Source organism: Mammaliicoccus sp. FSL K6-3158, assembly GCF_038005105.1.
GTDB classification, from domain to species: domain Bacteria; phylum Bacillota; class Bacilli; order Staphylococcales; family Staphylococcaceae; genus Mammaliicoccus; species Mammaliicoccus sciuri.
The window spans coordinates 2,572,068-2,590,360 of record NZ_JBBOSL010000001.1 but is presented as its reverse complement, the minus strand read 5'-3'; the positions used below and the strand labels follow the sequence as shown (position 1 = coordinate 2,590,360).

Annotated in this window: 17 protein-coding genes; 11 read left to right on the top strand and 6 right to left on the bottom strand. The window is 32.5% G+C overall.

The features are described 5' to 3' along the window. Positions 1 to 21: 21 nt before the first annotated feature. From MHH94_RS13100 to MHH94_RS13050, 11 genes are all read left to right on the top strand, one after another. On the top strand, positions 22 to 1,320 hold the full coding sequence (locus tag MHH94_RS13100) for an HD domain-containing protein (RefSeq protein WP_048541443.1): 1,299 nt from the start codon (positions 22 to 24) through the stop codon (positions 1,318 to 1,320). A 68-nt stretch (positions 1,321 to 1,388) separates the two neighbouring features. After that, entirely contained in the window at positions 1,389 to 1,901 is a 513-nt protein-coding gene (locus tag MHH94_RS13095; protein ID WP_208182684.1) for a YwhD family protein, read from the top strand. Positions 1,902 to 2,106: 205 nt separating this feature from the next. Then, the gene (locus MHH94_RS13090) at positions 2,107 to 2,523 is read left to right on the top strand and encodes a DUF1934 domain-containing protein (protein WP_153653609.1); all 417 of its coding nucleotides are present in this window, start codon (positions 2,107 to 2,109) and stop codon (positions 2,521 to 2,523) included. Beyond that, the gene (gene argS, locus MHH94_RS13085) at positions 2,520 to 4,178 is read left to right on the top strand and encodes an arginine--tRNA ligase (RefSeq protein WP_058590852.1); all 1,659 of its coding nucleotides are present in this window, start codon (positions 2,520 to 2,522) and stop codon (positions 4,176 to 4,178) included. Before MHH94_RS13090 ends, argS begins: the two co-directional genes overlap by 4 nt. 97 nt (positions 4,179 to 4,275) lie before the next feature. Beyond that, on the top strand, positions 4,276 to 5,166 hold the full coding sequence (locus MHH94_RS13080; protein WP_153653611.1) for an ABC transporter substrate-binding protein: 891 nt from the start codon (positions 4,276 to 4,278) through the stop codon (positions 5,164 to 5,166). Next, complete coding sequence (locus tag MHH94_RS13075; RefSeq protein ID WP_107603288.1) at positions 5,159 to 6,139, top strand: FecCD family ABC transporter permease; 981 nt, start codon at positions 5,159 to 5,161, stop codon at positions 6,137 to 6,139. Before MHH94_RS13080 ends, MHH94_RS13075 begins: the two co-directional genes overlap by 8 nt. An 86-nt stretch (positions 6,140 to 6,225) precedes the next feature. Further along, positions 6,226 to 6,990: an HAD family hydrolase gene (locus MHH94_RS13070; RefSeq protein ID WP_232182379.1), complete on the top strand. Its 765-nt coding sequence runs from the start codon at positions 6,226 to 6,228 to the stop codon at positions 6,988 to 6,990. Continuing rightward, positions 6,987 to 7,766 (top strand): alpha/beta fold hydrolase, encoded by a 780-nt coding sequence (locus tag MHH94_RS13065; protein WP_078355030.1) that lies wholly within the window; start codon positions 6,987 to 6,989, stop codon positions 7,764 to 7,766. Before MHH94_RS13070 ends, MHH94_RS13065 begins: the two co-directional genes overlap by 4 nt. A gap of 124 nt (positions 7,767 to 7,890) precedes the next feature. Next, a complete protein-coding gene (locus MHH94_RS13060; protein ID WP_058590847.1) occupies positions 7,891 to 8,418 on the top strand; it encodes an SA0570 family protein in 528 nt (175 codons plus the stop codon). Between the two features lie 94 nt (positions 8,419 to 8,512). Beyond that, positions 8,513 to 9,229 carry a hypothetical protein gene (locus tag MHH94_RS13055; RefSeq protein WP_048541459.1) on the top strand — a complete coding sequence of 239 codons (717 nt, stop codon included), beginning with the start codon at positions 8,513 to 8,515 and terminating at the stop codon, positions 9,227 to 9,229. A gap of 132 nt (positions 9,230 to 9,361) precedes the next feature. Beyond that, positions 9,362 to 10,144, top strand: a complete 783-nt coding sequence (locus MHH94_RS13050; protein ID WP_058590846.1) for an alpha/beta fold hydrolase — start codon at positions 9,362 to 9,364, stop codon at positions 10,142 to 10,144. 368 nt (positions 10,145 to 10,512) lie between these two features. Here MHH94_RS13050 and sarA read toward each other — a convergent pair whose 3' ends face one another. The 6 genes from sarA to MHH94_RS13020 all read right to left on the bottom strand — a co-directional run bounded on the left by sarA (position 10,513) and on the right by MHH94_RS13020 (position 18,184). Beyond that, positions 10,513 to 10,881, bottom strand: coding sequence for a global transcriptional regulator SarA (gene sarA / locus MHH94_RS13045; RefSeq protein WP_048541463.1), 369 nt, complete (start codon positions 10,879 to 10,881; stop codon positions 10,513 to 10,515). Between the two features lie 381 nt (positions 10,882 to 11,262). After that, positions 11,263 to 12,381 carry a mannitol-1-phosphate 5-dehydrogenase gene (locus tag MHH94_RS13040; RefSeq protein ID WP_340841401.1) on the bottom strand — a complete coding sequence of 373 codons (1,119 nt, stop codon included), beginning with the start codon at positions 12,379 to 12,381 and terminating at the stop codon, positions 11,263 to 11,265. Beyond that, on the bottom strand, positions 12,381 to 12,815 hold the full coding sequence (locus tag MHH94_RS13035) for a PTS sugar transporter subunit IIA (RefSeq protein ID WP_025905499.1): 435 nt from the start codon (positions 12,813 to 12,815) through the stop codon (positions 12,381 to 12,383). Before MHH94_RS13035 ends, MHH94_RS13040 begins: the two co-directional genes overlap by 1 nt. Positions 12,816 to 12,821: 6 nt before the next feature. After that, positions 12,822 to 14,864 carry a BglG family transcription antiterminator gene (locus MHH94_RS13030; RefSeq protein ID WP_078355033.1) on the bottom strand — a complete coding sequence of 681 codons (2,043 nt, stop codon included), beginning with the start codon at positions 14,862 to 14,864 and terminating at the stop codon, positions 12,822 to 12,824. 24 nt (positions 14,865 to 14,888) lie between these two features. After that, positions 14,889 to 16,400, bottom strand: coding sequence for a PTS mannitol transporter subunit IICB (locus MHH94_RS13025; protein ID WP_048541469.1), 1,512 nt, complete (start codon positions 16,398 to 16,400; stop codon positions 14,889 to 14,891). Between the two features lie 584 nt (positions 16,401 to 16,984). After that, entirely contained in the window at positions 16,985 to 18,184 is a 1,200-nt protein-coding gene (locus MHH94_RS13020; RefSeq protein ID WP_048541471.1) for an enolase C-terminal domain-like protein, read from the bottom strand. Positions 18,185 to 18,293 lie beyond the last annotated feature (109 nt).

Below are 18,293 nucleotides of genomic sequence, written 5' to 3'. Positions count from 1 at the left end.
AGATGAAATGGAGGGAACAAAGTGACACAGGAAGCTTATGGAACAAAAAAATTACCTGAAGAGAAAGTTTTTAAAGACCCTGTTCATCGTTATATACATGTAAGAGACCAATTAATTTGGGATCTTATCAAAACGAAAGAATTTCAACGCTTAAGAAGAATTAAACAACTTGGAACACTCTATTTATCTTTCCATACAGCTGAGCATAGTCGCTTTGGACATTCTCTAGGTGTATATGAAATTGTACGACGTATGATAGATGAAGTATTTGAAGGGCGTGCACATTGGGATAATAAGGATAGACCACTCGCATTATGTGCAGCACTTTTACATGATTTAGGGCACGGTCCGTTTTCACATTGTTTTGAAAAAATCTTTCTAACGGATCATGAAAAATTCACACAGCTGATCATTAAAGGTGATACAGAAGTTAATGAAGTGTTGAGTAGAGTGTCGCCTGATTTTCCAGCTGAAGTAGCAGAAGTGATTAATAAGACACATGAAAATAAATTAGTCATATCGATGATTTCATCTCAAATAGATGCAGATCGCATGGATTATTTACAGCGAGATGCTTATTTTACAGGTGTTAGTTATGGTCAATTTGATATGGAACGCGTACTTAGATTGATGCGTCCGTCTAAAGATGAAGTGTTAATTAAAGAAAGTGGTATGCATGCAGTAGAAAACTTCTTAATGAGTCGTTATCAAATGTATTGGCAAATTTATTTTCACCCGGTAAGTCGAGGTGGAGAAGTATTGCTTAATCGCTGCTTTAAGCGTGCGAAAGTACTTTATGATCAAGGATATTCATTTAAAGAGCAACCAAAATATTTAATTCCATTTTTTGAAGAAGATGTTTCAATCGCTGATTATATTCGTCTAGATGAAGCGGTCGTGATGTATTATTTAGAAGAGTGGACTGAAGAAGATGACCCTATCTTGAGTGATTTGAGTAAAAGATTTGTTAATCGTGATTTGTTTAAATACTTACCATTTGATGGATCTATTATTACCATTGGTGAACTGACAGATCTATTTGAAAAAGGTGGCATTGATCCAGAATATTATTTCGTTTGTGACTCGTTCTCAGACTTACCATATGATTATGACCGACCAGGATCAAATAGACAGCCGATTCATCTATTACAGAAGACAGGTCGTATTAAAGAAATTAGTAGCCAATCAGTCATCATCCATAGTATTACAGGGATTAAACGTTTAGACTATAAACTGTATTATCCTAAAGAATTAATTATAGAAATGGAAGATGAAACGATTAAAGGCGATATTATCAATATATTAAATGAACTTGTGTAGATTACAAACTTGAATGTCAGTCTGATACTCTAGTATGATGTAATCATGAATTAAATGAGGTGAAACAAGTGGCTGAAAAGAAAGGATTTCAATTTAATATCATTAAAAATGATCCATTAGATGGGCATAAAGGTACAAATATAGGCTCTATAAGTTTAGACAACGTTGCGCCTGTATTTATCGATGTATCAGAACAAACTGCATTTATCGATATTGGTGCCATGCATGCTAGAGCTGAAGTAGAAAAGCGTGTGAAATGGGTTAAAGATATAGAAGAAGTCAAAGGTGAAGAAGCAAAAGAATATTGGCTTTGCTGGGTTACAACTGAACGTGGCGAGCAAGGACCATATTATGCAGGGCTAACAGGTTGCTATTTAATGGTCAATAAACCTAAGAAGCGTGGATATAAAAGTATGCCGGAGCACGTGAATATGATGGATAAATCTATGAAACATCAAGTAAAAATTGACCAAATTGGTGCTGAAAATAGAGCTGTTCTTAAGAAATTCCTTCAAGAACATAATTCTGAAATGTGGCATAACAGTAGTGATGAACTAAAATCATCTTTAGAGATAAATTAAATATGTCTATTTTGTGACTTAATTGTGAATTATCACAATTCAACTAAATAGCTATTGTCTTTTCACAATATCATAAGTAAAATAGTTGATAGCTACTATAGCTAGGACACTAAAAAAAGCAGGCGCTTTTCGCCCTGCTTTTTTTAATTTTAATAGTCAAATATGCTATAATGATATACGTTCTTAAACGGTGAGGTGGCCAATTATGAAAGAGAATATTAATATAAATATTAAACAAGTCGTGAAACAAAATGGCGAGAAAGAAACATTTCAAACAAAAACATCAGGTACATTTCATAGAAGAAATAGCGATATAATTAGATATAAAGAAACGATTGATGAACAAATCGTAAAAAATATGCTTAAAATAGAAGATGATGGCGTAAAAATCCACCGTACTGGCGCGGTCAAAACAGTCTTTCATTTTGTTGAAGGACAAGAAACGATTAGTTATTATGATACAGAAGCAGGACGCATGACCATGCACGTTAATACATTATCAATCAAACACTTTATAGACGATCAACAAGGTAAACTCAGGATACATTATCAGCTAAGTGATCAAACTGGATTACTTGGAACATACCAATTTCAAATTAATTATAAGGAGATAAATGAATGAACATTATTAACCAAGTTAAAGAAACGTTAATTGAAGAAATTAAAGCAAGTATCATTAAATCTGAACTTGTAGAAACAGTTCCAGAAATTAAAATCGAAACACCTAAAGACCCTGCAAATGGAGATTATTCTTCAAATATTGCGATGGTATTAACAAAATTAGCGCGTAAAAATCCTCGTGAAATTGCGAATCAAATCGTAGAAAATTTAGACACAAATAAAGCAAATGTTAAGAAAGTAGATATTGCAGGTCCTGGATTTATTAATTTCTACCTAGATCAACAATATTTAACCGAAATTATTAAGACAGCTTTAACAAAAGGTGAAACATTTGGTCAAACAGAAGAACGTAAAAACGAAAGTATCATCGTTGAGTATGTATCTGCAAACCCAACAGGAGATTTGCATATTGGACATGCACGTAATGCAGCAGTAGGTGATACGTTATCAAACGTGTTAAGCTCAGCTGGTTATGATGTAACACGTGAATATTATATTAACGATGCAGGTAAACAAATTGAAAATTTAGCGCACTCTATTGAAGCGCGTTATAATCAAGCGTTAGGTTTAGATGCTGAATTACCTGAAGATGGTTATTATGGTAAAGATATTATCGCAATCGGTAAAGACTTAGCTGAAAAACATCCTGAAATTAAAGATGAAGCTGAAGAAGAACGTATTAAAACATTCCGTAAACTTGGTTTAGATTATGAAATGGAAAAATTAAAACAAGACTTAGCAGATTTTAATATTCATTTTGATAATTGGTTCAGTGAAACATCATTATATGAAACAAACAAAATTTCAGCTGTCTTAGATAAAATGACAGAATTAGGCTATACTTATGAACAAGATGGCGCAACATGGTTAAAAACAACAGAATTTGGTGACGATAAAGACCGTGTGTTAATTAAACAAGACGGTACGTATACGTATTTCTTACCAGATATTGCTTATCATTACGATAAAGTAGAACGTGGTTTTGACAAATTAATTAATTTATTTGGTGCTGATCACCACGGTTATATTAATCGATTAAAAGCATCTCTAGAAACATTTGGCGTAGATTCAAAACGTCTTGAAATACAAATTATGCAAATGGTACGATTATTACAAGACGGCGTTGAAGTAAAAATGAGTAAACGTACAGGTAATGCTATTACATTACGTGACATTATGGATGAAGTAGGCATTGATGCTGCTCGTTACTTCTTAACGATGCGTAGTCCTGATACACACTTTGACTTTGATATGGAATTAGCTAAGAAAGAATCACAAGATAACCCAGTGTATTATGCACAGTATGCACATGCGCGTATATCATCTATTATTCGCCAAGCAGAAGAAAAAGGTATCACGATTGATCAAAACGTTGATTTATCTTTAATTACACATGAAAAAGCATTTGATTTATTGAAGAAAATCGCTGAATTTGAACCAACAATTGTTTCTGCTGCAGAATCACGCAGTCCACATCGTATTACGAATTATATTCAAGATTTGGCTGCACAGTTCCACAAGTTCTATAATGCAGAGAAAGTATTAACAGATGATGCAGAGAAGACTAAAGCGCATTTAGCTTTAATTGAAGCGGCACGTATTACACTTCGCAATGCGTTAGCATTAGTAGGTGTGTCAGCTCCAGAATCTATGTAATTTTAATCATTATTTTAATTGAGGTGCAGCTCAATCTTATTTGAGTTGCGCCTTTTTGTGTACCATTTTTTAAGTAAATATATGGAGGAGATTAAGTATGAAAATAAACAAAATATTTTATTTAATCTTTGCTGCTATGATCATAGTGACGGGTTGCCAAAGCGGAGATAAGACGGATAACAAAAAAGAAACGAAACAAGAAACAACTGATAAGAAAGAATATAAGCGTATTGTGTCGCTTATTCCAAGTAATACAGAAATATTATACGCGTTAGGACTTGGAGATAAAGTCGTTGGGGTATCAACTGTTGATGATTATCCTAAAGATGTGAAAGATAAAAAACAATTCGATGCCTTTAAACTCGATACAGAAGCATTATTAAAAGCAAAACCTGATTTAATTTTAGCGCATGAGTCGAACAAATCTACACAAGAAAAAGATTTAAAAAAATTAAGTGATGCAGGCGTGAAAGTTATCTACATAGATGATGCAAATTCAATTAATGAAATGTATGATACATTCAAGCAAGTTGGAAAAGTAACAGGTAAAGAAAAAGAAGCAGATAAATTAGTAAGTAAAGTGAAGAAAGAAATAGAAGATGTTGTTAAAGATGTACCAAAAGACCAACAAGGTAAAAAAGTGTTTATGGAAATTTCTTCTCAACCTGACATTTACACTTCAGGATCAAATACGTTTTATGATGATATGTTAACTTCTATCAAAGCTAAGAACCTTTATCATGATCAAGAAGGATGGATTAAAACCGATAAAGAAAGCATTCTTAAAAGAAATCCTGATGTGATGATTACAACTAGTGGACAGTCTGAAGCAGAATATCAAAAATTAAATAACAATAGAGATGGCTTTGACCAAGTTAATGCTGTTAAAGAGAAACACGTTCATGCACTAAATGCAGATATGATTTCTAGACCAGGACCAAGATTAGCGAAAGGGCTAAAAGAACTTTCTGAAAAAGTTTATGACTAATAATCATAAAGTTTATCGCCATGTTGTGATATGGTTTCTCGTTCTATTGTTTGCAATTGGTATTTCTTTATTCGTAGGATCTACGGGTATAACATGGAAATTTGATAATCAACTTGAATGGACAATCTTTTACAAGTTAAGAGTACCGCGGACACTTTTAGCATTAATTGCTGGTATGGGGCTAGTCATGAGTGGTCAAATCTATCAAACGATATTGAATAATCCACTCGCGGATAGTTTTACGTTAGGTTTAGCAAGCGGTGCAACATTCGGAAGTGCGCTTGCCGTATTTATAGGTGTTTCCATTTGGTTTGTGCCATTATTTTCTATATTCTTCAGTTTGTTAACGCTTATCGTTGTTGTACTCATTACAGAAACGATGGTCAAAACATTTCATGTAGCAACGATGATACTTTCAGGTATTTTTATTGGTGCGTTCTTTAGTTCGGCACTCTATATACTTTTATTGCTGAAACCGGATAAAGTAAATAGCATGGTGTCGTATATGTTTGGTAGCGTTTCATCTGCCGAAAAAATAACTGTAGAAATAACTGGTATTGTTTCTTTAATCTGTATCTTAATCTTGTTTATGATGAGTCATTATATTAAAATGATTCAATTAGGTGAAGATAAAGCGACAACACTTGGCGTGAATGTTCGATTGATATCATGGACATGTTTGCTATTAGCCGCTATAATGACAGCCGCTATTATAAGTTTCACGGGTATTATTGGATTTATTGGTATGATTGTACCTCAAGTTGTTAGAAGGGTGTACAAGGTACCTATTAACGTACAAATGTTTTTGAATTTATTAATCGGTGGTGCACTTTTATTAATTGCAGATACTGTTGGCAGAATTATCATAAGTCCGATACAAATTCCGGTTGGCATTATACTCTCAATTATTGCCATACCAATTATGATGTATTTAATGATTACAGAACAACGAAAAAAAGAAAGAACTTACTAAATATTTAAGGTAACAATCAGTATTAAATGACAATCAATAGCATACGGACACCAATCCTTTAAACATTATGATAGAGGGTTGGTGTTTTGTATGTAAAAATTGTATTGCTTTCTTTATGGAATAGTTTAAAATGTTTCTATGAAAGGGATGATGACATGTGTTCGTGTGATATTCAAGCGATTATTTTTGACTTAGAAGATACGCTTGTAGATCGTGAGAAATCGCGAATGAAGTTTTTGGAAGAACAATTTGAGAGATTTCATGAGTTAATGGTAACAGTCCAAAGACGTGATTTTGAAAAAGTATATTTAACGTTAAATCCCTATGGTATAGAAGATGTTGAATGGGTATATCAAGAACTTGTTAAGAGATTAAATATAGAAAGGATATCGTGGAAGACATTTTATAACGACTATAAAATACATCACTACAGATACCATTTTCCTTTCTATGATACATTGGTAGCATTGGATAAATTACGCAGCATGGGTTATAAATTAGGTGTTGTAGCGAATGGTAAGAGTGAAGAAATTACACACGTTATGAATGCAATCGGTATTTATCCATACATTCATTATGTTTCAACTTCTGATGAGGTGGGCGCTATGAAGCCAGACCCAATCATATTTGAAGATATATTGAAACATCTTGGCATAACGGCGCATCATGCATTATATGTTGGAGATTGTCCTTTAAATGATATCGCAGCAGCACATGCTATGGGCATGAAGACTGCATGGATGGCTAATTCAGTCATTGGTACACCAGAGGAGCACGAATTAGATTATACAATCGAAAGCTTAAGTGATCTCATAGAAGTTTGTAAACAAATCGAAAGAGGTGAAGCATGATGAATTTATTTTTAACGAAAGAAAATGTTGCCATACACTATAAAACAAAAGGTAGCGGCTATCCAATTATCTTGTTGCATGGTGTTTTTCAAGACATGGATGTCTTTGAACCACTTATTAAAAAGTTAAGTAAAAATTATCAGGTTATATCTATTGACTTAAGAGGTCATGGTTTAAGTGATACACCACATGATAGTAGAGTAGATGACTATATTTCAGATATTCAACAACTATTAAATGCATTATTCATTAATTCAGCATATGTGATTGGCATGGAACTTGGCGCAACAATTGCAACAGGTCTCACATATAAGAATCCTGACTTAATCAATGGCATGGTGTTAATTAATCCTACAGACAATCATTCAACGTTTCCAGATAATCGTATTTATGATAGACATGCTGATGAAATTAGAACGATGTCTGATGAAGACAAAGAAAAATATTTATTAAGATTCAGGTATAAAAATATTAAACAAGCTAAAAAGTTTGTAAAGTCACATATTCCTTCAAATGATCTTCAAACGATGGAAGAGGAAATTGCTGTTAAGCGTTCTTTTAAAGACTTTGATATTATATCGTTACTTCCAGATATTGAAACACGTACGCTCGTCATTTCTGGTCAATACGATGGCAAAATATTATATAGCGAAGGTAAAAGAATAAGTGAACTGTTACCGAATGCTGAATTCAAACTGTTTGAAGGTTCAGGAGAACTGCCTTTTATTGAGGAAAAAGAAAAATTCATTGGAGTATTGGAAGAATTTTTAAGTTAATCAAGCGATATTCCACGGTTTTGTTACATGATTGTAACAAAAGTGGTCATTTTGTAATCTGTATGTTATAATTAACGCAGTTCAATGCATAACATATAAGACACAGACTGAAGGAGAACCTCATATGAAAAAATGTCTCTTAATAATTGCAATGGTACTTATGGTTCTGCCATTTTCAACTTTTGCTGAGGCAAATGCTGCAACTAAAAATCAATTAAATATTAACGAAAGTAATGTGCAGACCTATAAAGACGGTACAGTAACAATCGAAGGTATTAAAATTGGTGATAAGATTTCTAAAATTAAATCAAAGTATCCTAATTTAATGTTCTCATATTCTGATGATAGTAACGATAGAGAAAATTATTACGAATTTGATACTAAAAATGGACATATGATTATTACTGCCAAAGTTAACGGTAATAAAGAAACTGTTAAACGTGTTACAATGATTTATGACAAATTAACAAATGTGAAGTTAGATTCGCTTGTCTCAATTCTAGGTGACAATACAACTAAACGTGTACAAAATAATAAGTATACAGGCGGTTATGCTTACGTAAATAATGGACAAGCACACTTCCAGCTTTCAAAAGCAACACCTGATAGTAAACAATTTAAAGTATATCGTATTGATATAGGTAAATACTAAATCAATAACGAATTTAATCCCCTGTTATGTTATATACATATTGCATAATAGGGGATTAATTTATACAATATTATAATGAAGGTGGTGTATTTATTTGCGTCCGAACAATAATGTATTGCTGGAAAATGTAAATGACTATTTACAGCATGTCGGTGTATTACCTAAACAAATTGATAAAGTTCAACATTCATTAAAGAAGGATATGAAAAAGTCAGATGAGAAAGATATAGACTATGCAGAATATCGACACAAATCTCACGCTGAAATACTTCAAATCATAGAGAGAAATATTGTGGTTGTAAATTATAATCCAATCATTTTTTATACACTACACTTCTTATTATTGGCATATTTATTTGATAAAAAGCTCATTCCGTTTAATGCTGTAACGGGATTGTATATATTTTATTTTGTGATCATACTATCGATTACACTTGTTATATATTTAATTATAAAAAAACATAGTTATCTCTATCCTAATCAGAAATTGATGATGACCAATATTTCCTTATTTAGTATAGGTATTGTTCTATGTATGCTTAAAATATTTAATGTTACGTTAGGAATGTATGTATTACCTTTACAAGTATTTCAAACCATATTTGGCGTCGGGATCATTCTCGTCATACTCGCAATATTTATGAAAAAGCTTGAAGTCGCTGCAATGGGATTAGCTGTTATTCAAAAAACAATTGCATCTGTAACGTTGAACGAAACAGTCATTATGATTGTTACATTTGCGAGTTGGACGATTATACTCGTTATTATCCTTTATTTTGTAATGATGTATTCAACAAGAAAATATGTATAACATAAATGCAGGAAATGATGTATTGGCTACAATCATTTTTTGCATTTATTTTTATGACATTAACTTAATATTATAAGTGTGAAAAATTGTTAAATGGGTATATTATTACTGTAAAGTAGGGAGGTACTCATTATGGGAGAATTATTAACAAGGGATGGGACTCATATAGTGTATGAAAAACACGGTAAAGGGAAACCATTAATTATGTTACATGCATTAAATATGAATTTAGCAACATTTAATTCAACAGTACAACTTCTGAAAGATCAATTTACAATATATACAATGGATTCTAGGGGACATGGTAAATCAGATAAACAACAAGAAATTTCTATCCAAAATCATATAGATGACATTGTAGATTTAATGGATGCTGAAGACATAGAATCAGCTTATATATTAGGACATGATATGGGTGGCGTCATTGCACAAGAATTTACAAACCAACATCCAGATAAAGTAGAAAAGTTAGTACTCGTATCTTCAATTTCCAATCAAGGTAAACAACCACTTATTAAATTAATTGCCAAACATAGAGATAAAGTCGCAGGATTTAGTAAAGAAGAAGCAATGTTAATATTGTTCAATGAAATATTTCATGATGTTAAATCGACTTTTAAATGGTATCAAGAAGTGAAAAAATATTATCGAATGACACCAGAAGAAGATGCAATTTCTGTTAGATCTATAAATGGTATAAATATCAAAATAGATCATATAGACATACCAACACTTATAGTGAAAGGTAAACATGATCCTTTTGATATTGATAATGATTCGGAAAATATAAAAAATGCTCAAACAGAAATATTTGAACATTCAGGGCATGCACCATTTATTGAAGAAAGTGAAAAATTCAAACAAGTCGTATCATCTTTTTTAAACCAACCAGTAAGAGATAAACAAGTTATATAATAAAGTGAGCTAGGGCATTTGATGATGTCTTAGCTTTTTTTTATTGGTAGGGAGAGGTGATTTGGGAATAGAGAGGTTTGGAGAGGAGGAGCGATTGAGAAGTCGTGGCTTAAGTGGTGAGTAAAGCCAAGAGATAGCTGAAGTCATGGCTTAAGTGGTGAATAAAGCCAAGAGATTACTAAAGTCATGGCTTAAGTCCTGAATAAAGCCAAGAGATAGCCCAAGTCATGGCTTAAGTCCTAAGTAAAGCCAAGAGATAGCCCAAGTCATGGCTTAAGTCCTGAGTAAAGCCAAGAACACCCCCATAACACACCCCTACACCCCTCAAAAAAGCGGAGACATCATAGAATGTCTCCGCTTCGTTCATATTAATCGTTAATTTCAGTCTTAGCGATTTCGTTATCGATTTTTTCAAGAACTTCTGAAATTGATTTACGTTGTTTTTTATTAACTAGAATTAAAACTGTACGCTCGTCATATTCATTTCTTCTTTTTGTAAAGTAGTCTTGTTGTGATAAGTTTTTAACTGCTTTTACAATTTGTGGTTGTTTGTAGTTTAACTTGCTAATGATTTTTTTAAGATGATATTCTTCATCGTCTGTTTCATTAATGTAAGTTAATACTGCGAATTCTTCAAAGCTAAGTGAAAAATCCTTTTTAATGATAGATTTTAATTTGTCCACATATGTTACAAGTGCTAATAAATCTGAACAATTTTCTATTTTAGAAATTGCCATTTTGAATCCCCCTAGAAGTGAGTATTTTGCTTCTGTAATTGAAATAATACAGTTAGGTGGTAAAGCCTCGCATTATCAACATGGAAGCGTTTTAAATTTTTAATTCATAATTACAGTTTATCAATTATTTACTTATTTTAGCCTAAAAATAACTGTATGTAAACTAATAAGAGTAGGATTTAATTAAATAATAATATAAATAATATAACTGTCACAAACGAAAGGTAGGTATAATATAATCTCAAAAAATTAAAGTGCATGGTTATTATTAATTCTTTCAATAAAATAAAATGAAAATTACGAAATATGCCGATATTAAATGGGAATATTATAAAATTAGCCATATAAAGAAGTCGTATTTTACATACGACTTCTAGAATATTATTTATTGATTGAAGTATATTGAATAATAACTTCTTCGATAATGTCTGATTCTAATTCTGCATATTTACTTAAGAACTCAGCAACGCTATATTCCTTGATATAGTCGTTTTTCTCTACTGTTTCTTTATCATTTTCATCTTGATATTCTAATAAATAGCAAAGTGCTTTTACGAGTTCAGAATGTTTCTTATTCGTTTTAGATAATGCTACTAGAGGTTTGACGATACGATCATTTGGTCCAACTTTACGTAATACGCCACGTCCAACTCTTGTTACATCATCAGATAAATATGGGTTTTGGAAACGACCAATTATTTTTTCAACATAGTAAGATTGGTCTTCTTTCGTAAATTCATCGAAGTTAGAAACAAGATATTCACTTGTTTCTTTTAATACTTCACGTAAACCTGCATTAATTTCTTCATCTTGAATAGCTTCAAGAATTGTATGGTAACCTTTGTATTGGCCAAAGTAAGCTAAATAAGCATGACCTGTATTAACTGTTAATAATTTTCTTTCGATATAAGGTGTTAAATCATCAACATAGTGTACATCTTGTAATTGTGTACCTTGCCATTTTGAAGCTTCTACAACCCATTCAAAGAAAGGTTCAACTAATACATCTAATGATCCTTCTTTTTGGCCTTGAGGTACAATACGATCAACTGCTGAGTTAGGGAAGCTAATGTCATCAGATAATGGACCTGTAATATCTAAAATGGCTTTTTTTAGTTGATCTGTTGCCATAATAGCATTTTCACAAGCAACGATATTTAATGGTTTACCAGCTTCACGTTCTTTTAAGAATGATGCAAATGATTTAGCGATAATAGGTAAGATGTTTACACCAACAGCTGTCGTAATGACATCTGCTTCTAAAATGGCTGCTTTTAATTTGTCTGTTTCAGTAATGCTATTGATACCTTTAACACCTGCAACAGGTTCTTTAGTATTTTCTTCATTTGCGATAATAACTTGATAAGCTTTTTCTTCATTAATTTGATTAATAATTATTTCGTTAACATCGACGAATGTTACTTCATAGCCATTATCATTTAATACTTTACCTATGAAGCCACGTCCGATGTTACCAGCACCAAAGTGAATGGCTTTCATTAAAGTTCAACCTCCTCAAAGATTGCAAGAATTTCATCTTTAGATTGTGCATTGATAACACGTTCAACATTTTCTTCTTCACTAAATACAATAGCGATTTGAGAAAGAATATCTAAATGCTCGCCATCTTTACCAGCAATACCAACAACTACTTTAGCTTCATTGCCGTCCCAATCTACGCCATCTGGAATATGAAGTAATACAAGACCTGATTTTAATACTTCAGTTTTAGCTTCATCTGTACCGTGTGGGATAGCTAAGAAGTTACCCATATATGTTGTAACGATTTGTTCACGTTCTTTCATTGCAGTAATATATTTGTCAGTTACAGCACCTTCTTCAACTAATGCTTGGCCAGCTTTTTCGATAGCTTCCTCTTGAGAATTTACTGAAAGATTCATAAAAATGTTTTCTGGATTAAATAATTTTGTCATTTTAATTCACTCCGTTTTCGTTAGTTTTTGTTTTAATTTATTTAAGAAAAATGATTTGAGTGTGTTCTCTATCTTTACTCTATCATTTAACAACTGATCAATATCATCCAAATGTTCTGTAATTAAGGATGACACTTCGCTCATAAGTTGTCCTTGTTCCGAATTTCTCGGAATAAACATACATACAAGCCAATTTACTTCTTGATGTTCATTTTCAATCGTTTTTAGCCTTAATGGTTTTGTTAACTCCGTAATAATCAATTGTGGCTTTTTGATTGATTCATCAGAAAGGTGAGGAATAGCAACTGGATAACCAGTTAATGCAAAGCCTTGTAAATTCATACGGCTGATAAGCTTTTCACTGAACGTATGTGTATTGTCAATCACACGATGCTTCGACAGTGTTTGAATGAGATATCGTTCTAACTGTGTTACTTTTTTCTTTTCAACGATCATATCTTGAATCAGTGATAAACTTTCTTCTATAAAAGTTACAGTGCGATCATAATCTTCATATGATAGTGGTTGTTCTTGATTCTGCATATTTTGAGGTTCATGGACAACAGATTGCTGTAATTTCAAAAAGTATTTCACATTTTCAGCGTCTTGCTTTGGTAATAAAGGATTTACTGTAATGTGTGGGTATTTCGTATCTACAGCTACAGTTGAAATCATGCCATCATACTTTGAAAAATCAATCGACTTTAAACTACTGACAGAAACTTCGGTAGTTTGCGTGATTTCAGAAAAATGCTGTTTCAAACGATTGGATAGAATACGGCTTGTACCAATTCCACTGCTACATACAACGAGAACATGTAATGAACGTCTTTGTTTTGCTTGTAACATGCCACCAAAGTGAAGTGCAATATATGCAACTTCGCTTTTTGGAAAATGATAATTCATGAATACAATCTTTAAACCTGATGAAACGGCTTCAAATAACTCTTGATCATAGGTTTCTATCATTTCGGTAAGCGGATTGTAGGTTTCAATGTTTGCCTCAAGTCTATTAATCGCAGGTTCTAAATGTAAATTTAATCCTTTGAATAGGGCTTCTTCATCTTTAAATGAAAATCCTTGATCTTTTACAAATTCTATAAGTTCGGTAACGCGCTGCTTATGAATATCATTGTTTTCATAAGTTGTTTCATGGCGACGTCTTGCACCTCTTAAATGCATTGTAATAAAAGCAATTTCAGAATGATTAAATGTCACATCATATATATCGCTTAATACATTTGTAAGTTTCTCTGATACTTTAAATTCATCCGTCGAAATCAATTCATTTAAAATATCATTCTCAATTTCTACATGTCCATCTTGCTTAATACGTTCAATTGCTAAAACGATATGAATCGTTAAAGTAAGGTAACTGGCTTCAGTTAATGTATAAGGTAATGTACCGAGTTCATCCATTAACAAGCGTTCAACATTAAACAATCTATCTATATCAACGATTCCTCGAAGATGTGTTTCGTTTAACGTATGATATACGAAATGATCTTCTACTACAGAGTACACGCTGTCACCATCTAATTTTTCTAACATGATTCTAGCAAGTAACTGTCTTTTGTTGACTTCTTCACCATTCAGAATCAAACCTTCACCACGTCTTCGCTCTAATGAAAGTTCAAATGTGTGTAATTCAGGTTCCAATTGTTCAATGATTTTGTTAAGTGTATGCGTAGATGAACCAATTTCATTCGCAAGACTATATAATTTCACTGGATCTTTAGATTGAATAAGGTTGTATAGAATAATAACTTTTCTTTCTTCATCAGATAAATCAATTGTATTTTGTTCAGTCAATGATTGTACAAAATTGTCAATGTCTTCTGGTTCTCCTTCAATACGTAATCCTAATTTAGGAACTCTTGTCAGAGATAAGTGATATTTATTTAGTGTATCTTCAACGCTTTTCATCTCTCTATGAACTGTTCGAGACGAAATACCAAGTGCTTGTGCAATATCATGAATTGTTAAAAAAGAGTGAAGACGCTCAGATAGTAATTTGAGAATACTCTTTTCCCGGTTACTGATCATCATCGTTCTTCACTCCTTTGTGTAAAATTATTTTTTCAGTTCGTTAATTAATTCTTCATATCTTGGTGAATTTAAGAAGTTATCTACTGAAATATGAATTGCTTTAGGATTTTTCTTAATTGCTCTATCTGTTAATGTTTTTTGCGTAATGACAACATCAGCATCGTCTGGTAATTGGTTAATAGCTGTATTTGTAACTTCAATATCAGTTAATTCAGCTTTTTTGAATTTATTTCTTAACATACCAGCACCCATAGCACTTGAGCCCATACCAGCATCACAAGCAAAGATAACTTTTTTAACATTAGAGAAATCATGTGCATCAATATTTTCTGTGTCATATTGATCTAACAGTTCTTCAGATTCGTCTTTTTCTTCTGTTTCTTCAGAAGCTTCACCTTTTTCTTGTTCTTTAGAACCAGTTAAAGCACCGCTAACAGAAGATTTTTTACCTTTACGAGCTTCCATATCAGCAGTAGCTGATTCAATGTCGCCTTCAGGGTCTTTAGTGAATTTTAAGATGATAGATGCGACTACAAATGAAACTAATGTTGCTAAGAAGATACCAAGTAACATAATTAAGTAACTTCCTTTAGGTGTAATAGCTATATAAGCTAAGATTGAACCTGGAGATGCTGGTCCAGTAGTACCGAAGTCGAACATACTAAATGTTGCAACACCAGTCATACCACCTAAAATAACGGCAACTAATAATAAAGGACGCATTAAAACATATGGGAAGTAAATTTCATGAATACCACCTAAGAAGTGGATGATACCAGCACCATATGAAGTTGCTTTTGCAGTACCTTTACCAAATACCATATAAGCTAATAGAATACCAAAACCTGGTCCAGGATTTGATTCTAAAGTATAAAGAATAGATTTACCAGCGTGAGCTACTTGTTCAGATGCAAGAGGTGTTAAGACACCGTGGTTAATTGCATTGTTCAAGAATACTGTTTTAGCTGGTTCAATAATAATACTTACTAATGGTAATAAGTGATGAGAAACTAAGAAGTCAACACCCATACCTAAGACTTTCATAAGTCCTTCAACTAATGGCGCTAATCCTTTGAAACCAACAATCGCCATGATGAAAGCTAGAATACCAGCTGAGAAGTTATTGAATAACATTTCAAAACCTTGTGGAGTTCTAGGAACTAAGAATTGGTCAACCTTTTTCATTAACCAACCAAGTAATGGACCCATAATCATTGCACCGATTAACATCGGCGTATCTGGGAATGCCGCGATAACACCCATAGTAGCTGTCGCACCAACGACACCACCACGTAAACCGTGAACTAAACGACCACCACTAAATGCAATAAGTAATGGAATTAAATATTTAATCATTGGATCAACCATTGAAGAAAGTTCTTCGTTAGGTAGCCAACCATCTTTAATAAACAGTGCTGTAATTAGCCCCCAAGCAATAAAAGCACCAATGTTTGGCATAATCATACTACTTAAAAATGAACCAAAAGCTTGAACCTTAGGACCAATGCCTTTTTTCTTTTCAGATTGTTCTGCCATATTGAACACACCTTCCCTTATATAAAAAGTATTTTGTAACTTAATCATACGAAGATGTATGTACATATACAATGATTAGTAAATGCAACTTTGTCACATCCATTTTGACATGCGTGTCATAAACATTTATTTGGGGGATTAAAATAGCCTATACACACTTGTAATGTAATTATACACTTTCGGGGATATGCTTCATACTGTTATGGAATATAAAATAGAAAATAAAGGTGAAATAGAAGAAGGGGAAGGAAGAAGAGGAGGTTTCTGGACCGATTCGTGGGAATTACCGGTCCAGAAACGGAAAATATGGACCGATAAAAACAAATATCGACCCGAAAAACGAATTTGCAGGCCGATAAAATAAATTATCGACCCGAAAAACGAATTTGCAGGCCGATAAAATAAATTATCGACCCGAAAAACGAATTTGCAGGCCGATAAATAAAAATAGCGACCCGAAAAAAGGATTTGCAGGCCGATAAATAAAAATAGCGACCCGAAAACGAGATTTACAGGCCGATAAAATAAATTATCGACCCGAAAATCTACCTAATACATATTCACTAAGGCTAGTTTCATTTCATTTATGGTGTAAATAATGTACCATCTGGTAATCTACTTTGCGTCCATTCGTGAGGTCTATACTGTATTGGATAAGAATCGACTAAATCTAAATTTATTTCTACCCCTATACCGTTTTTATCAATTGGATAAATATATCCATTACTTGGTTCAGGAATATGTGTAAATAATTTTCTCGTATTTTCTTTTATATCCACATGTTCTTGAATAGCTGCATTTTGCAAGTGAATATTTAAGTGTGTGTTTACTGCAATACCTATTGGCGAAATATCAGGTGGTGTATGCCATGCAACTCTTATACCCATTTCTTCACAGAAATGAGCTAATTTAATAGCAGGAGTAATTCCACCAATCTGAGATACATGACATCTAATAAAATCAATTTGTCTATTAACTATGAGATGTTTCCACTCCATTGGGTTATTGAAGAGTTCACCAGTTGCAATTGGTGTAGTACTTTGGCTTCTTAATTGTGTTAGCCATTCGTTTTGATCTGGTGGCAAAATGTCCTCTATATAATAAGGATCATACATTTCAAGTTGCTTTGCAAAATGAATAGCTTGATTAGGATATAATCTTTCATGTACATCGTGCAATATTTCTATATCATTTCCGTATTTGTTTCGTATTTGTTTAAACATTTCTAAAGTAGTTTGCATATATTGTTTTTGATCATAATAATTACCTTCTGTGTTATTTTTAGGCATATTAATTTTAGAAGCTATACCACCGTAAAATCCTAATTGACATCTTATGTGAGTATAACCATCATTTTTTAGAGTATCAATTTCATTGAATAAATCTTCAAGGCTTTCTCCAGAAGCATGTGAATAGGCAGGGATAGCATCTCTAGATTTCCCTCCAAGAATCTGGTATAAAGGCATCTTAGATAACTTTCCTTTTATATCCCATAAAGCCATGTCAATTCCTGAAATAGCATTATTTAATATTGGGCCGTTTCTCCAATAAGCATTTACATTCATTAATTTCCATAAATCTTCAATGTTATTTCCATCTTTTCCAACAAGAATTGGTTTTAAGTATTCTTCAATAATTGTTTTAACAGCTAATGGACGTTGTTGAAAAGTAGCACAACCAAAACCTGAAACTGATTTGTTCGTTTCGACATATACAACTACTAAATTATGTCTATCCGGTTTTACGGTGTAACATTTTATATCTTCTATAATTGTAGGTTCCATTATTTGTCCTCATTTCTTTTTAATATTAAATTAATTGAAACATTTGAATCTAGGCAAAGTCAATTTGGACTAAATATATGTGGAATAGACTAAATAAATCAGTCCAATT

Coding starts and splice junctions, on each gene's coding strand:
- MHH94_RS13060 (WP_058590847.1), top strand. CDS start 7,891: ATGAAAAAATGTCTCTTAATAATTGCAATGGTACTTATGGTTCTGCCA.
- MHH94_RS13040 (WP_340841401.1), bottom strand. CDS start 12,381: ATGAAAGCCATTCACTTTGGTGCTGGTAACATCGGACGTGGCTTCATA.
- argS (WP_058590852.1), top strand. CDS start 2,520: ATGAACATTATTAACCAAGTTAAAGAAACGTTAATTGAAGAAATTAAA.
- MHH94_RS13020 (WP_048541471.1), bottom strand. CDS start 18,184: ATGGAACCTACAATTATAGAAGATATAAAATGTTACACCGTAAAACCG.
- MHH94_RS13050 (WP_058590846.1), top strand. CDS start 9,362: ATGGGAGAATTATTAACAAGGGATGGGACTCATATAGTGTATGAAAAA.
- MHH94_RS13035 (WP_025905499.1), bottom strand. CDS start 12,815: ATGACAAAATTATTTAATCCAGAAAACATTTTTATGAATCTTTCAGTA.
- MHH94_RS13080 (WP_153653611.1), top strand. CDS start 4,276: ATGAAAATAAACAAAATATTTTATTTAATCTTTGCTGCTATGATCATA.
- sarA (WP_048541463.1), bottom strand. CDS start 10,881: ATGGCAATTTCTAAAATAGAAAATTGTTCAGATTTATTAGCACTTGTA.
- MHH94_RS13090 (WP_153653609.1), top strand. CDS start 2,107: ATGAAAGAGAATATTAATATAAATATTAAACAAGTCGTGAAACAAAAT.
- MHH94_RS13065 (WP_078355030.1), top strand. CDS start 6,987: ATGATGAATTTATTTTTAACGAAAGAAAATGTTGCCATACACTATAAA.
- MHH94_RS13025 (WP_048541469.1), bottom strand. CDS start 16,400: ATGGCAGAACAATCTGAAAAGAAAAAAGGCATTGGTCCTAAGGTTCAA.
- MHH94_RS13075 (WP_107603288.1), top strand. CDS start 5,159: ATGACTAATAATCATAAAGTTTATCGCCATGTTGTGATATGGTTTCTC.
- MHH94_RS13030 (WP_078355033.1), bottom strand. CDS start 14,864: ATGATGATCAGTAACCGGGAAAAGAGTATTCTCAAATTACTATCTGAG.